Origin of the sequence: Criibacterium bergeronii (assembly GCF_001693775.2) — a bacterium.
In the GTDB taxonomy this organism is placed as follows: domain Bacteria; phylum Bacillota; class Clostridia; order Peptostreptococcales; family Filifactoraceae; genus Peptoanaerobacter; species Peptoanaerobacter bergeronii.
This window is the reverse complement of the sequence record NZ_MBEW02000002.1, coordinates 63,459-78,953: the sequence shown is the minus strand read 5'-3', so window position 1 is coordinate 78,953 and position 15,495 is coordinate 63,459. Positions and strand designations below refer to the sequence as shown.

Annotated in this window: 13 protein-coding genes and 2 pseudogenes; 4 read left to right on the top strand and 11 right to left on the bottom strand. The window is 32.9% G+C overall.

Features of this window, described 5'->3' with window-relative positions:
* Positions 1–3: 3 nt before the first annotated feature.
* From BBG48_RS01535 to BBG48_RS01520, 4 genes are all read right to left on the bottom strand, one after another.
* Positions 4–3,444, bottom strand: a complete 3,441-nt coding sequence (locus BBG48_RS01535; protein ID WP_068913789.1) for a pyruvate carboxylase — start codon at positions 3,442–3,444, stop codon at positions 4–6.
* Positions 3,445–3,456: 12 nt separating this feature from the next.
* Positions 3,457–4,554 carry a hypothetical protein gene (locus BBG48_RS01530; RefSeq protein WP_068913790.1) on the bottom strand — a complete coding sequence of 366 codons (1,098 nt, stop codon included), beginning with the start codon at positions 4,552–4,554 and terminating at the stop codon, positions 3,457–3,459.
* Between the two features lie 123 nt (positions 4,555–4,677).
* The gene (locus BBG48_RS01525) at positions 4,678–5,274 is read right to left on the bottom strand and encodes an NUDIX hydrolase (RefSeq protein WP_243446726.1); all 597 of its coding nucleotides are present in this window, start codon (positions 5,272–5,274) and stop codon (positions 4,678–4,680) included.
* Between the two features lie 34 nt (positions 5,275–5,308).
* Positions 5,309–7,684, bottom strand: coding sequence for an ATP-binding protein (locus BBG48_RS01520; RefSeq protein WP_068913793.1), 2,376 nt, complete (start codon positions 7,682–7,684; stop codon positions 5,309–5,311).
* A 171-nt stretch (positions 7,685–7,855) separates the two neighbouring features.
* Here BBG48_RS01520 and BBG48_RS01515 point away from each other — a divergent pair, with 171 nt between their 5' ends.
* The 4 genes and pseudogenes from BBG48_RS01515 to BBG48_RS11550 all read left to right on the top strand — a co-directional run.
* The gene (locus tag BBG48_RS01515) at positions 7,856–8,497 is read left to right on the top strand and encodes an L-fuculose-phosphate aldolase (protein ID WP_068913794.1); all 642 of its coding nucleotides are present in this window, start codon (positions 7,856–7,858) and stop codon (positions 8,495–8,497) included.
* A gap of 446 nt (positions 8,498–8,943) precedes the next feature.
* Entirely contained in the window at positions 8,944–9,663 is a 720-nt protein-coding gene (locus BBG48_RS01510) for a lytic transglycosylase domain-containing protein (protein WP_068913795.1), read from the top strand.
* A gap of 309 nt (positions 9,664–9,972) precedes the next feature.
* Positions 9,973–10,162, top strand: a pseudogene (locus BBG48_RS11555) (IS3-like element ISSag5 family transposase); the annotation flags it as partial.
* A gap of 8 nt (positions 10,163–10,170) precedes the next feature.
* Positions 10,171–10,305: pseudogene (locus BBG48_RS11550) on the top strand (IS3 family transposase); the annotation flags it as partial.
* An 80-nt stretch (positions 10,306–10,385) separates the two neighbouring features.
* Here BBG48_RS11550 and BBG48_RS10945 read toward each other — a convergent pair.
* From BBG48_RS10945 to BBG48_RS01475, 7 genes are all read right to left on the bottom strand, one after another.
* Entirely contained in the window at positions 10,386–10,538 is a 153-nt protein-coding gene (locus tag BBG48_RS10945; RefSeq protein WP_158527889.1) for a hypothetical protein, read from the bottom strand.
* A gap of 444 nt (positions 10,539–10,982) precedes the next feature.
* On the bottom strand, positions 10,983–11,171 hold the full coding sequence (gene xseB, locus BBG48_RS01500) for an exodeoxyribonuclease VII small subunit (protein ID WP_243446725.1): 189 nt from the start codon (positions 11,169–11,171) through the stop codon (positions 10,983–10,985).
* Between the two features lie 3 nt (positions 11,172–11,174).
* Positions 11,175–12,371, bottom strand: a complete 1,197-nt coding sequence (xseA, locus tag BBG48_RS01495; RefSeq protein ID WP_068913796.1) for an exodeoxyribonuclease VII large subunit — start codon at positions 12,369–12,371, stop codon at positions 11,175–11,177.
* Positions 12,361–12,816 carry a transcription antitermination factor NusB gene (gene nusB / locus BBG48_RS01490; RefSeq protein ID WP_068913797.1) on the bottom strand — a complete coding sequence of 152 codons (456 nt, stop codon included), beginning with the start codon at positions 12,814–12,816 and terminating at the stop codon, positions 12,361–12,363. The genes xseA and nusB overlap by 11 nt, the downstream gene beginning before the upstream one ends.
* Before the next feature lie 6 nt (positions 12,817–12,822).
* A complete protein-coding gene (locus tag BBG48_RS01485) occupies positions 12,823–13,143 on the bottom strand; it encodes an Asp23/Gls24 family envelope stress response protein (protein ID WP_068913799.1) in 321 nt (106 codons plus the stop codon).
* A gap of 18 nt (positions 13,144–13,161) precedes the next feature.
* Complete coding sequence (locus tag BBG48_RS01480) at positions 13,162–14,370, bottom strand: type II secretion system F family protein (protein ID WP_068913800.1); 1,209 nt, start codon at positions 14,368–14,370, stop codon at positions 13,162–13,164.
* 3 nt (positions 14,371–14,373) lie between these two features.
* A complete protein-coding gene (locus BBG48_RS01475; protein WP_068913802.1) occupies positions 14,374–15,495 on the bottom strand; it encodes a type IV pilus twitching motility protein PilT in 1,122 nt (373 codons plus the stop codon).

The following is a 15,495-nucleotide window of genomic DNA, read 5'->3' as shown; positions in this document are numbered from 1 at the left end:
ATATTATTTCAATTTCATTATTAATTGTCCGGACTGCACTTGGTCTTTTTCTTTTACATATATTGCCTCAACTATACCATCTTGTTTAGCAACTATATCTGTTTCCATTTTCATAGCCTCAATTACAACTAGGCTTTGTCCTTCTGCTACTTGGTCGCCCTCTTTGACATTTATTTCTACAATCGTGCCGGGTATTGACGAACCTACATCACTACTATCATTTTCGTTTACAAATACAGTTGTCATTTCCTCATTTGTCTGCAACGCTAAGAAGTTTTTATCGTTTATCATTATGTCTCTTCTGTTGCCATTTATTTCAAATGATAATTTTACTTTTCCGCCATCTTGATGCTTGCCTATTTCAAGTAAAGTTATGATTAAAATTTTGCCATTTTCTATTTCAACTTCACAGGTTTCACCCTCTGCTAAGCCATGGAAAAATACATCGCTGGTCATGTGAGATAATCTTCCATATTCCTCTAAGGAGCTTAGGTAATCTTCGTATACCTTTGGATATAACACATAGCTTAGACATTGTTTCATAGTTGCATCTATGCCGTATTTTTCGTCAAGATATTTTTTCACCTTGTCAAAATCTTCATCAGGCATTAGTGCACCCGGTCTGCCTTGGATTGGTTTTTTATCCTTTAATACTAGCTTTTGAAGTCTTTCAGGAAATCCTCCCTCAGGTTGCCCCATCATTCCTGTAAAGTAGTTTACTACTGTATCCGGATATGTTAGATTAGCTCCTTTTTCGTAAATATTTTCATCTGTTAAATCATTTTGTACCATAAATATAGCCATATCACCAACCATCTTAGAAGATGGTGTAACTTTAACTATATCGCCCATCATTTTATTAACTGTACGATACATCTGCTTTACGCTATCAAATTTATCTGAAAGTCCAAAACTGTCTACCTGCGGTTTAAGATTGGAATATTGTCCGCCAGGGATTTCCAGTTTATAAATTTCTGTAGTGCCTGATTTTAAATCTGACTCAAAATGCTCGTATATAGGTCTTAGACTTGACCAATACTGAGAAACTTTTTCTAAATCGTCTAAATTAAAGCCTGTATCTCTATCATCACCTTCTAAGGCTGCAACTATAGAGTTTAATGATGGCTGAGAAGTCAAGCCTGACATTGAGCTTAGTGCTGCATCAGCAATGTCTACTCCTGCTTTAGTAGCTGCAAGTATTGTTGCTACACCATTACCTGATGTATCATGCGTGTGTAGATGTATTGGGATAGAGATTTCATTTTTTAGTGCTGTTATTAATTTTGTAGCCGCTCTTGGCTTTAGCAAGGATGACATATCTTTAATACCGACCATGTCTGCACCGGATTTTTCTATTTCCTTTGCCATTTTTACATAGTATTCTAGTGTATACTTATCTCTAGTTTCGTCTGTTATATCCCCTGTATAACACATTGTACCTTCTGCTACCTTGCCACATTCTTTTACTGCATAGATTGATGGCTTAATTGCCTCAAGCCAGTTCAAAGAGTCAAATACTCTAAATATATCTATGCCTTCATCCGCTGCCTCTTTTATAAAGGCTCTTATGACATTATCAGGATAATTTTTATATCCTACGGCGTTTGAGCCTCTAAATAACATTTGAAAAAGTATGTTTGGAATTCTTTTTCTCAGCTCCCTTAATCTTTCCCATGGAGACTCCTTTAAAAATCTATATTCAACGTCAAAGGTAGCTCCGCCCCACATTTCAAGGGAGAACATATCTTTTTCGTACATTGCTGTAGCTTTTGCACAATTTATCATGTCAACAGTTCTAACTCTTGTTGCAAGTAGTGACTGATGGGCATCTCTCATGGTTGTATCGGTCATCAGCAGTTTCTTTTGGGATTTTACCCAAGCCATAAGACCGTCTACGCCCTTTTCTTCTAGTATCTGTTTTGTACCATATAAGTCAGGCAGGTCTTTAATTTTCATTGGTTTAACTACGTCAAAGGTCTTTTTATCTCCGCCGGTTTCGTTTACTATTTTTTCACCAATAAAATTCAATACTCTTAATTCCTTGTCAGGTTCTGTCTCTATCTCAAAAAGCCATGGGTTATCACTGATAAATGATGTAGTACAAGTACCTTTTTGGAACTGCTCAGAATTTAACACATTTAGTAAAAATGACTTGTTTGTTTTTACTCCTGTGACTTTTATTTCACCTATTGCTCTTGCTGATTTTTTAATAGCATCTGTAAATGTTCTGCCATGTGAGGTTACTTTTACCAGCAAGCTGTCATAGTATGGGCTTATTACAGAACCTGCAAAAGCATTGCCACCGTCAAGCCTTATGCCCTTACCTGAGCCACTTCGGTAAACGTCTATCTTGCCGGTGTCCGGAGCAAAGTCATTTAATGGGTCTTCTGTTGTTATTCTGCATTGGATAGCATATCCTCTAGGAGATACATCTGCTTGGCTTTTTATGCCGATACCTTCATAGGATAATGGATAACCTTGTGCTATTAATATTTGACTTTCAACTATGTCATAGCCTGTAACTTCCTCTGTTACTGTATGCTCAACCTGTATTCTTGGGTTTACCTCGATAAAGTAATGGTTCATGTCTTTATCAAGTAAAAATTCGACAGTGCCAGCACTTACATAATTTACTTGCTTTGCTATTTTGATTGCATCTTCGCAAATTTGTTTTCTTTTTTCATCTGTAAGTATCAATGAAGGTGCAAACTCAACTACTTTTTGATGTCGTCTTTGGATTGAGCAGTCTCTTTCATATAAATGCACAATGTTGCCTTGGCTATCACCAAGTATTTGCACTTCTATATGCTTTGGCGAATGTATATATTTTTCTACAAAAATATCGTCTATGCCAAATGCTTTTTTTGCCTCTGATTTTGCCTGATGATATTTATCTAAAAGCTCTTGTTCATTTTTGACTATCCTCATACCCCTTCCGCCGCCACCGGCAGATGCCTTTAGCATGATTGGGTAGCCACATTCAGTAGCAAATTGTTTTACCTCTTCATCATTTCTTGCTGCCTTTTGTATGCCTGATAATGTAGGCACACCGGCTTTTTGTGCTACAATTTTGGATTTTATTTTATCTCCGACAGACTCTATGGAGTCTGCACTAGGTCCTATAAATGTAATTCCATTTTGTTCGCATTTTCTTGCAAATTCTGCATTTTCTGACAAAAATCCATAGCCGGGGTGTATTGCATCTACACCTTTTCTTTTTGCTAGAGAGATTATTTCGTCTATTACAAGATATGCTGCAACAGGTGTTTTATTAGCTCCTATAAGATATGACTCATCTGCCTTTGTCCTAAAAAGCGACTTTTTATCTTGGGCAGAATATATTGCTACACTTCTAATGCCAAGCTCTTTACACGCTCTAAAAATTCTGATTGCTATTTCTCCACGATTTGCAACCAGTATTTTTTTGAATTGCTTAATCTCCATCTATTTCTCCTCTTACTTTCTCTCTTCAAGAATTTTTTTGTTTTTTTGTGCGAAATACTCTTCTTGAGTTGTTGGTACTGGGTCATTATTCACATATCTGTCATTTCTATATCTATCTCTATACCTATAATATGGTATACTGTCAAGCTTGTCTAAAAATGAATGCTCTGTTGTGTATTTTGGCACTTTTTCATAATATTTACCTCTGCCATTATAGTAGTCATCATAGTATCTGTCATATCTACTGTCATAATACCTGTCATTATTAATTCTATATCTTAAATAATCGTAAAGATAATCGTCCAATTCGCTATCGGATAACTTTTTGTCTTTCACATCTACTAAGTATTTCCTGCTATTATTCTTATAATAATAGTCTTGGACAGTGTATACTTTTTTACCACTTTCATAATAATATTCTATGCTTACATAATGTCTGTAGTCATTTCTATCATAATAGCTGTCATCATATACATATGTGGTTTTATTGTTGATTGTATGCCTCCTATAGCTGTCCTCATAGAATATATCATTTCTATAATAATATCTGTCCCTGTAATAATTACGATATCTTTCATCGTCTTTAGTGTATTTTGATGCAGGTAGATAATTGTCTAGGTAATATTCCAAGTCGCTGTTTGAAAGCTTTCTTTGTGTCACATTGACATCGTAAATTTTTTTATCGTTGCTGTCATAGTAATAGTCATAAACACTATAAACCTTGTCATTATTTTGATAATAATATTCGACAGTCACATAATGTTTCCTGTCATTTTTTGTGTAGGTATCTTCAAATCTATAAATTGTTTTGCTATAATTATTTAATTTATCATAATTGGACTCTCTAAAAATCCCATAGTTATATCTGCCGTTGTAAAAAGTGCTGTCATTGTAAATATACCTGTAGTAATATTGCGAATCGTCCTTGTTGTAATATCTTTCGTAGTATCTATCCTCGTCCTCATCGTAATACTCTCCATCATATACATAGCTGCTAGATGGAACGTAACCTATAAGGTGTTCTCTTTGGCTTGTTGTCAAGGCATGGGAATCCAAAGACGATAATGCTATAAAAGAAAATAAAATCGCAAAAATAACTTTTCTTTTCATTTTTCCTCCCATTTGATAATTATTTTATAAAATTGAGTTCGCAGTCCACAAAAATTTCGTATTCTATATATTTTATCATATAAAAATATTTTAAAAAACTAGTTTTTGTTATTTTTGATTAAATTACAAATTCCAATAGCTTTGTTTTGCATACAAAAACATATTTATAGTCATAATTGTTTTTATATCAAGGTTTTCACCGCTATTAATTAATTTTTCTAACTCTTCCTTTGAACAAAGCACTATTTCTATATCTTCATCCGGCTCTAGGTAGTCATAGCATATTTTGCCATCACATATTACTATAGCCAAGTCTGCACATTCATCAGTCATACCCGGAGATATAAAGGCATTTTTTTGTATTTTTACTATTTTTTTTATCTCCAGTCCTGTTTCTTCTTTTAGCTCTCTTTTTGCACAAACTGCCGTGTCCTCACCCATGTCAATAAGTCCTGCCGGTATCTCATAGATATAATCATTTATTGGTACTCTAAATTGCTTTACAAGCACCAGCTTGTCCTGTTTTTCGTGATAGGCGGCAATCAGCACTGCGTCCTTTTTGCTTTCTTTGTTGAACAGTCTTTTTTCATAATCTGCTTTTTTCTTCCTAGATACAGCAGACCATGATTTTTTTTGTCCTAGACGATTTGTGTATTTTAAATCATAAAGGGTTAAGTAGTCCGTTTCTTTAAGAGTTATTACTTCTTCTATTTTACTCACAATTTCTCCTTAATACCAGTAATTTATTTTATTATCAATCGTCCTGCTGGTCTACATCTGCCTCAAAATAGTCTATAAACTTTTGGAGTGTATCATTCATTTTTTCATCAATTTGTTTTTTGTTTAGTCCTGTCAATATTTCTAATCCTTCATCGACTGTTGATATCGCATATATATGAAAAGCTCCGCTTTCACATGATGCTATTACCTCATCATTTAATACAAGATTTTGCACATTTAATTTCGGTATAATGACACCTTGGTTTCCTGTAAGACCTTTAAGCTTGCAAATATTGTAAAAACCTTCAATTTTTTCATTAACTCCTCCTATTGGCTGGATTTCACCAAGCTGACTAACTGAGCCTGTCACCGCAATATATTGTTTTAGTGGTATATCTGCGATGGAAGAAAATATTGCGTAAAGCTCTGTAGACGATGCACTGTCACCATCTATATAGCCATAATTTTGCTCAAATGTTATGGATGATGTGAATGAAAGATTTTTTTCTTTGCCGTATCTTCTGCCGATATAGCCTGCAAGTGTCATTATGCCTTTATCATGCGATGAACCTGAGGTTTTTATTTCCCTTTCGATATTTATGATGCCCTCTTTGCCTATATAGCTGGACGCAGTTATTTTTGAAACTGAGCCAAAGGTATAATCCCCCTCTGTAATTACTACCAAGCCATTTATTTGACCTATTTCCTCTCCATCAATCTTGATTAACAGTGAGCCATCCTTATACATATCGTACAAATGTTCTTGATACATATTGTTTCTGTATATCTTTTGTTTTAGAGCATTTTTAATATCGTCTTTTGTGATGAATTCATTTTGGCTTTCTGATAAAAAGTTTGCTTCATATATTACATCCATTATCTTGTTGAACATTGATGAAAGCTTGTTTTTATCTTCTGCTAGCCTGTTACTATATCTTATCAGCTCAAATAGTGCCTCTTTATCAAGTTGTTTTATGTGTTTTTCTTCACACTTTAGTTTTATTATGCTTGCAAAATTTTTCTGATTTGTGGCTGTGTTATCCATCTGCGTGTCAAATTCTGCCAAAACTCTGAACAATTTGCTGAAATTTTCATCATAATCATATAGCAAATCATAGGTTTCGTAATCACCTATAAGTATTATTTTCACATTTAAATCTATTTTTTCAGGTTTTAATGATGTGGTGATTATATAGGCACTGTGTTGTGAAAGTGAGTCTATTTTCACACTCTGAGTATTTAGTGCTCTTTTTATGCAATCCCAAGAATAAGGATTTGCAAGCAAATCATGCACATTTATTATCAAAATCCCGCCATTTGCTCTATGAAGTGCTCCGGATTTTATATCTAAAAAGCTTGCGTAAAATGAACCTTGCTTATTCCTATATTCCAAATATCCATTTAAATTATAATAGGTCGGATTGATTTCTGTAACTACCGGCAGTCTATCTGCCTTGGAATTATCTATAAACAGGTTAACCTTGTATCTGTCGAAAAAATCTCTACTTTTTGCAATAGAAGATATGATTACCCTGCCCTTTGCCTCCGACATTTTAAACTTGTCAAGGTTATCAATGATGTCCTGCTCAACATCATTTAGGTATTCCATTATCTTTTTGTTATAGGAATATTCAACATACAAATTTTCAAACCAATTGTCCAATATTTTTTGGACAATCTCCTTGTCAAAGGTTTCAATGGCTTTCTCATAATTTTCTTGAGCATTTTTTATTTCATCCAGTGCTTTATTTAAGTCTGTACTCAGCCTGCTGATATTATTTTTGTATCTTATAAAATCATCATGTGTAAGATTTTCCATATCGTCATCCGAAAGTATACTTCCGTCACTGTTTATAGGTACGCTTACCAAGCCATCGTCTACAGCATGATACATTATTTTTTTGGTCTTTGCCTTTTTGTTTAGTTTTTCCAGTGATTTGTCTACTGCCTCATCATATACACTTTCAAATTTTGAGTAGCTATTAATATATTTTGTGGATGAAAAGCTTTTTGTCAGCTCATTTTTTATTTTAGAAAATGTTTTTTGAATTGTCGTCTGAAATAATTTTCCTTCACCAGCCGGTAGCTCTATACATATAGGTTCATACTGGTTTTTAAAGTTATACACATAAATGTAATCTTTTATAGTTTTTTTGTCAAAATTTTGTTTTGCAAATTCATCGCTAAGTCTATGCACATAGGTACTTCTTCCTGTACCCGTTAGTCCACTTACAAATATATTGTATCCCTTTATACGCATTTTCATTCCGTAGTCCAAGGCATCACAAGCTCTTTTTTGTCCTAAATTTCCTTTTACTTTTCCAAAGTCCAAGGTTGTATTAAATTTATGATTTTTTATCTTTATATCCGATGTTAAATCCTTACTGTTTACTTCATATTTTTTTATCATAAATAACCCCTTTTTTTAGTTTGACTGGATGTTAATTACATTATACAACATCAACAAAATAAAGTACACAAAAGGAAATAAGTTAAGATATAAATTTATATTTTAATTTTTAAAGATTGATTATATAATTAACTTGAAATAAATAAAACAGAATTAAATTTGGAGGTTTCAATGTTATTAGAAGAACAAAGAAAAGATGTAATCACTTATTGTCAAAAAATGATTAAATCAGGTCTTACAAAGGGTACAGGTGGAAATATATCTATTATTGACAGAGAAAAAAGTCTTATGGTAATCAGCACAAGCGGTCAAGATTATTTTGAAATGAAACCTGATGATATACCAGTGCTTGATTTTGACGGTAATATTGTAGAGGGAAAAAGAAAGCCATCTACCGAATTACAAATGCACACTATGATTTACAAAAATTACCCTGAGGCAAATGCTATAGTGCATTGTCACTCTGTTTATGCGACCTCTTTATCTATTTTGAGAGAAGAATTACCGGCATCTAATTATCTTGTTGCCTCCGGCGGTGGAAATAATGTACGATGTGCTGAATATCAGTCATTTGGCACAAAAGAAATCGGCATGGCAGCTGTAGCCGCATTAGTAGATAGAAAAGCTTGCCTACTTGCCAATCATGGTCAAATCGCTTATGGAGAAAATATAGAAAAGGCATTTAGCTTAGCCAGCACAGTAGAAGAATGCTCTATGACCTATATGATTGCTAGGTCTGTAGGTAAGCCATTCATATTAGACGACAATGAAATGAAATTTATGAAAGAAAAATTTAAATCCTATGGTAGATAAGAAAACTTTTTACTTGCAAAATAAATTTTATCAGCAAAAAATATTAACACTACTATTTTCTAATAAAAGGCGGGGTAAATTCATCTTGGAGTGCTTTCGCCTACAGCGTTAGCCTAAAAGCTCCTTCGATGAACATACCCCGCCTTTATTGATGATTTAATTATTTGTATCAGCAATACCTATTAAAACGACATGACATTTTAAATTGACGTTTACTACAAATTGCAAAAACAAATTAACATTTGTAACAAATTATTGAAAATTTGAAATATTTGTATCGTGAACAACTATTGTGTAATTCCAATATATCCGGTCTATTGCATTTTATTTAAAATTAGTGTATAATATCTTACAGATTGTAATATTTGAAATCTATGTAAAAGAATTGTTTAAAAACTTTAACTTTATATAGAAAATAGAGTATTTACCAAGAAAGGATATATTTTATGTTAAAATTAAATAAAAAGATTTTGCTAGCACTGGCAATATCAATTTGTCCATTAACGGTATCATTTGCAGACTCCCCTGATTTCGTGTATATAGACAGCACCGAAAAAGTTGCTAACCTTAATTCAGCAATCACAGTAGTCGGTGACACAGAAAAATTGGTAGCCGAAAAAGAAAGACTGGCAGCTGAAAAAAAAGCTGAAGAAGAAAGACTAAAAAAAGAAACAGAGGCAAAATCCCAATATTCAACTCAAGTAAATACATCCTCTGAGCTTTCACAAGAAGACAACAACATATTCAATTACATCATGAGGACCAATCCAGCTTTAAGTACAGACCAAGCATTAAGAATTATCAACGCAGTAAATAAAAACACAGCAGACTACGGAATAAACAAATATATAGTTTATGCAATCATGGAACAAGAAAGCAGATTTAACCCAAACGCAGTAGGTAATGGTGCATATGGACTAATGCAACTATACTACAGTGCAATGCCATATATGGGAATAACAGTAGACAGAGCCTTAATAATTGAAGACAACATTCGTGCAGGTGTAAGTGCCCTATCAACAGGATATAAAATGTTTGGAGACGAAATAAGAGCGCTCTCCTCTTACAACTGGGGCAGCGGAAACGTATCAAAAGGAAACTATAATACAAAATATGCTAATTCAATCCTTACACGCAAAACAAAAATAGCAAATGCAGTAAAATAATAAAGGTTCTTTGTCAATAGTAGGGTGAAAAATAATTAAAAAAATTTTTTGTTTAATATTTTCCTTGTGTTTTATTTTCAATAATTGTCTTTACTTCTATTGATTTATAAATGTTTTATTTTTTTGTATAGCAAACAAACCTATTTTAGAGATATTTTCATTTTTATCTAAATAGGTTGTTGAAATTTGTCAAAATGTCTGTTGAGATTTATATTATCTTGACAGATTTTTTTACTTATACTGTCTAAAACACATATCTTTCAATTAAGAGTTAATAATATCTTATTTCTAAATTTTCTAAAGTTTTTCATACCAGAGGAAAACTTAATATTAAAAAAAGCGATTGCCATATTCACGCCACACTCAGGCAGAGACTAACTGATGTCTACAAACTTAGAAAAGAACATAATATCAATACTCTTTGCAGAGTTTTGAATGTGAATAGAAGCACATATTACAAACATTTTTTTCAAAGCCTTCGAATAGAGAGCTTGTAAATGCAGAACTTATAAGAACATAAAAGAGTTATATTTTTCTTGTTTCGAATACATCCAAAGGTACAACAATAAAAGACCTCACGGTTCACTTGGTTACTTAACTCCAAATGAGTACGAGAAAAAATATCAAGAAATGAGTGTGTAATTTTTTATATTTATTAGAAAAAATATTCCAAAAATGTGTCCAAAGTATTGACTGCTACGCACTACATAGTTAGGTGTGTACTATATAATTTCTGCAATTTCAACATTCTTATATCCTTGAAATCTTAGAGTTATTACTCGTAATTTTTTATCTAGCGTCTTATTATTGTTAGCTTTTCTTATTTCTTCAACTTGTTTATATTCTTGTTCACTTATTTCGTATACTTTTCTCATAATTCATTATTTTACTATAAATTTAAAGGTATGTCAGTATAAGTTAGTATAACATTTGCTTTTCTACCTCATTTTATGTATCATGATAGAAAAAATAAATATAAACAAAAAAAGCTCTATAATCTCTCTTTGGGTTTGCCCAATTAAGATTATAGAGCTTTTTAAAATGATTTATTATAAATACTCTGAACTAAAACTCGAAAAATTGATTTATCCTAAAACCTGATTGAAAATCCAATTGTATTTTCTTTCCTCGGGGCACTTTTGTTCGCTACGCTCATAGCGTTAGCAATCTTGCTCGTCAAACACTACTACACTTTTTCAAGCATAGTGATTTTTTAAATAGATACTAGTATAATTAATAATTATTGATAGTCTTACACTTTCATGTGAACGAAGTTTTCCCCTACAATTAAATTTTAAATTGTTATATTAGGTATTTAATTACATTTCATCAACATTTTTGATTAAAAGCTCTTTTTCATCAATATATTTCTTGCACTGTTTAGATAACTTCACACCTTCTTCATACAATTTAGATGCTTCGTCTAAGGTGATGTCTTGAGATTTTAATTTTGTCGCTACTTCCTGCAACCTATTCATTTTATTTTCAAAATCATTTTTTGTACTCAATTTTTATCTTCCTTTTGTTATATTGTTTACAGTAGCACTCGCACTGCCTGTCATAAACTCAATTAATAAATCATCGCCAACTAAAAGCTCATCGGCTGACTGAATTATCTTGCCATCTTTTTTTACCATGGCAAAGCCTTTTTCCAAGACTTTAGAATAATCTGATGAAGATAATATTTTTTCAATATTTTGAAGTCTTTGCTTATAACTATAAATAAGTGTTGTAAACTGACTATTAAGCATTGATTGTAAATCCTTCATCATCATCTTTTTTTCATAAATTTTTTGAGCTGGTGAGCCTAGCTTTATTTCTTTTTCAAGAAAACTAAGCTTGAGTTTATAATTTTGTAATACCTGATTAAACGACTGAGTGATGTCGTCTTTTAAATCATCAATTTTTTTTATCACTTCACTAATCTCAGGTACAGATATCTCAGCAGCAATAGAGGGTGTAGCTGCTCTTTTGTCTGCTACAAAATCGCTTATACTAAAATCTATTTCATGACCTATGGCAGAAATTATTGGTACATCGCTGTTATATATTGTGTCCGCTATTAATTTGGAATTAAATGCTGCTAAGTCATCAGCATCTCCACCACCTCTTGATAAGATTATTGTGTCAACTCCAAGTTTTTCTAGTCTATGGATTGCGTCTGCTACTTCAACATCTACATTATCTCCCTGCATTTTTGCATGGCAAACCAGCATAGTGATTTTCGGATATCTCCTTATTATTACAGCTCGTATGTCTTGTAATGCAGCTCCAGTGGTTGAAGTCACCACTCCTATAACATTTGGATATTTTGGCAGTGGTTTTTTTCTACTTTCTTCAAAATAGCCTAAGGCAGCAAGCTCTTTATATAATTTTGCAAATTGCTCAAAATTATAACCAATTCCTTGAACCTCCAGTTTATTTACTAAAAAGGTGTAAGTCCCATATCTTGAGTAAAAGCTAATTTTGCCAACAGCTGTAATCACATCTCCGTCTTTTAGCTTTATGTCTCCCAAGGTTTTTGTAAAAACCATAGCTCTAATTCTAGATTGTTCGTCTTTTAATGACAAGAAATTGTATCCATAGTTTGTTTCCTTGTAGTCTATGACCTCTCCTGTAATTGACAAGACATTAAATATAGGATTTTCTGAAACGTAGTTTGACAGTAACTGATTAACTTTTGTGACAGTAAATGTCTTAAGCTTCATCAGATTGCTCTCCCTGATATTTTTGCAAATATGTCTTTAATACTCCATTTACAAATCCATATGACTCTTCATCAGAATATTCTTTTGCAAGCTCTACTGCCTCATTTATTACTACTTTATAAGGTGCTTTTAAAAATTGCATTTCTATAATTGCTACCCTTAATATTGCCAAATCAATTTTCGAAAGTCTTTTTATGTTCCAATTTTCATGCAAAGAATTTTCCAGTATATCGTCAACCTCAGACTTATTTTGTTTAAATATATCCAAGATTTCATTCAAATAAGTAGCCGAAAGTCTATCAATTTCATTTTCCTCAAAGTATATAGGCACTACTTCTTCAAAATCATCATTAAAAATCAGTTGATATATTATTTTCATTGCATTGGTACGCTGTTTATGTCTACCTGATTTTGTATTTGTCTTTTGGTTATTTAAATCTTGCATATTTTATTAGTGCTCCTGGTTAATAATTAAATCGTACACATAAACATTTACTCTATCTACCTCCATGCCCAACATGGTTTCAATAGAATTTTTTATATTATCTTGCAGTTTTTCTATTTCTTCTTTTAGATTGTATCCATAATAAAATGCTGCAAATACGTTTACACTTACCACGTTTTCGCTTATTTTCAGATTGTATAATTTCTCATTTCTATTAATACTTTTTGAAAAGTTTGCAACGCTTTTTACTTCTTCAATCGCAAGTCTTACTATTGTTTGTATTGCTGATTTAGATATTACAACCTTCTCATTTTCATATTCAAACATATTTATCCTCCAAGATTTTTAACCTACACCTGATGTTGACATTTCAAACATAGGTAGGTAAATGGATAATAGCACTACAGCTACTACAACGCCAAAGAAAATTATCATAACAGGCTCCATAAGTGATGTCATTTTTTTGACTGCTGCCTCTAATTCTTCTTCGTAAAATTCTGAGGTCTTGAGTAGCATACTATCTATAGCACCTGATTCTTCTCCTACTTTTATCATAGATATCATCATAGGAGGAAATACATTTAGTTTTTCAAATTCCGTTGACATAGGTATACCTTTTTTGATGTTCTCTACTGCGTCTTGCATCTTTAGCTCTACTACTTTATTATTTGTAACCGCAGCTGCAGAGCCTATCGCTTGAAGTATTGGTATACCACTGGAGATTAGCACCGCTAATGTAGATGCAAATCTTGATGTGATTATAATTTTTATATATTTACCTAAACCTGGCATATTTATTTTAAGCTTGTCCAAACTCAATCTGCCCTGAGGTGATGCCTTATAGGCTGAAAATGCTACACCTATACCTATTACTACTAGTATTATTAGCCACCATTTTGTAATTAATAAATTGCTTAAATCAAGCATAAACTGTGTAATTGCTGGTAATTCTTTACCTTCAAATAGTGATTTAAACATAGGTATCAGCTTAACTACCAGTAAGACTACTACTCCTATGGCAAAAATAGATATTACTATAGGGTACATCATTGCACCTTTAATCTGACTACTTAGTGCCGCATCTTTTTGGTAGTGAGTTGATAAATTGTCAAGCACTCCATCAATATTACCGCTCATTTCCCCCGACTTTACCATTGACCTAAACAATTGAGGAAAAACATTTGGATGCTTATCCAATGCAGCTGAAAATATTGCACCCTTTTGTAACTGAACATTGATATCAGCTAAGGCGTCTTTTAGCATTTTGTTTTCAGTCTGTTTTTCCAATGCCTCAATGCTGTTTAATAATGGCATACCTGCGTTTAACAGTACATAAAGCTGCTTTGAAAATATGGAAAGCACTTTTGACTTTGGCTTTCCTTGACCAAAGCTTATATTAATATTTTTTGAGCCTTCTTCAATTGCATTTACTTGTATTGGGCTTGAGCCTCTACTTCTGATAGCTGCAATCACTTCATCCTTTGTAGCTGCCTCTTGCTTACCTTCTACTACAGTACCTTGCTTTGTAATTTCTTTATAAGTAAACTCTGCCAATAACTACACCCCCAACTCTTTCATAATGTATTCTTGGTCTACTGCAAATTTAATAGCTGTATCCATAGAAATTTTTCTTTCTCTATAAAGGTTAATTATACTCTTATCCATTGTAATCATACCATATTTTGAGCCTGTCTGCAAAATTGTTTGTAATTGATGTGTCTTTCCCTCTCTAATTAAATTCCTAATCGCAGGAGTGGCTGTCATAACTTCTAATGCAATTACTCTTGATTTTCCATCAATTGTAGGCAGTAACTGCTGTGAAATAACCGCCTCTATCATACCCGCAAGCTGTATTTTTATTTGCTGTTGTTGATGTGGAGGAAAACTATCAACAATTCTGTCTATAGTCTTTGTTGCACCTATTGTATGTAGGGTTGTTAGCACCAAGTGTCCGGTTTCGGCAGCAGTGATTGCTGTTGCAATAGTTTCTTGGTCTCTCATTTCTCCTACCAATATAATATCGGGGTCCTCACGCAAAGACGATTTTAAGGCGTTTGCAAAGGATTTTGTATCTATTCCAACTTCTCTTTGATTTACTATACAGCTCCCATGCTTATGCAAAAACTCTATCGGGTCTTCTATAGTTACAATATGGTCATTTCTCGTCTTGTTCATATAAGACACCATTGATGCAAGTGTAGTTGATTTTCCCGACCCCGTTGGTCCGGTAACTAATATCAAGCCTCTTCTTAATGCACAAAGATTTTTAAAGTTTTCCGGTAATCCAAGGCTTTGCATAGTAGGAGCTTGAAAGCTTATAAGTCTTAAAACCATACAATAGCTGCCTCTTTGTTTAAAGGCATTTACTCTAAATCTTCCAACGTCAGGCACTGAATATGATAGGTCTATTTCTCCATTTTCTCTTAAATATTCAAACTGAGACTCATTTAATACTTGCTTTACTAAGTCATAGGAGTCCTCAAGTCTTAAGGTATCCTTTATCATTGGTACAAGTTTCCCATTTATCCTTACATATGGCGGAGCTGCTACAGTGATATGCACATCTGATGCTTTTAAATCCACTGCCATTTTTAATATGCCGTTTATATTGTACTTGGATTGTATATTTTGTTGTTTTATAATTTGGTCAATTTGGTTGTCACTATTTAATTTTAGCAT

Excerpts from the sequence above, each read along its gene's own strand:
- BBG48_RS01510 (WP_068913795.1), top strand. The coding sequence starts at position 8,944 with ATGTTAAAATTAAATAAAAAGATTTTGCTAGCACTGGCAATATCAATT.
- BBG48_RS10945 (WP_158527889.1), bottom strand. The coding sequence starts at position 10,538 with ATGAGAAAAGTATACGAAATAAGTGAACAAGAATATAAACAAGTTGAA.
- BBG48_RS01485 (WP_068913799.1), bottom strand. The coding sequence starts at position 13,143 with ATGTTTGAATATGAAAATGAGAAGGTTGTAATATCTAAATCAGCAATA.
- xseA (WP_068913796.1), bottom strand. The coding sequence starts at position 12,371 with ATGAAGCTTAAGACATTTACTGTCACAAAAGTTAATCAGTTACTGTCA.
- BBG48_RS01515 (WP_068913794.1), top strand. The coding sequence starts at position 7,856 with ATGTTATTAGAAGAACAAAGAAAAGATGTAATCACTTATTGTCAAAAA.
- BBG48_RS01530 (WP_068913790.1), bottom strand. The coding sequence starts at position 4,554 with ATGAAAAGAAAAGTTATTTTTGCGATTTTATTTTCTTTTATAGCATTA.
- nusB (WP_068913797.1), bottom strand. The coding sequence starts at position 12,816 with ATGCAAGATTTAAATAACCAAAAGACAAATACAAAATCAGGTAGACAT.
- BBG48_RS01535 (WP_068913789.1), bottom strand. The coding sequence starts at position 3,444 with ATGGAGATTAAGCAATTCAAAAAAATACTGGTTGCAAATCGTGGAGAA.
- BBG48_RS01520 (WP_068913793.1), bottom strand. The coding sequence starts at position 7,684 with ATGATAAAAAAATATGAAGTAAACAGTAAGGATTTAACATCGGATATA.
- BBG48_RS01475 (WP_068913802.1), bottom strand. The coding sequence starts at position 15,495 with ATGCTAAAATTAAATAGTGACAACCAAATTGACCAAATTATAAAACAA.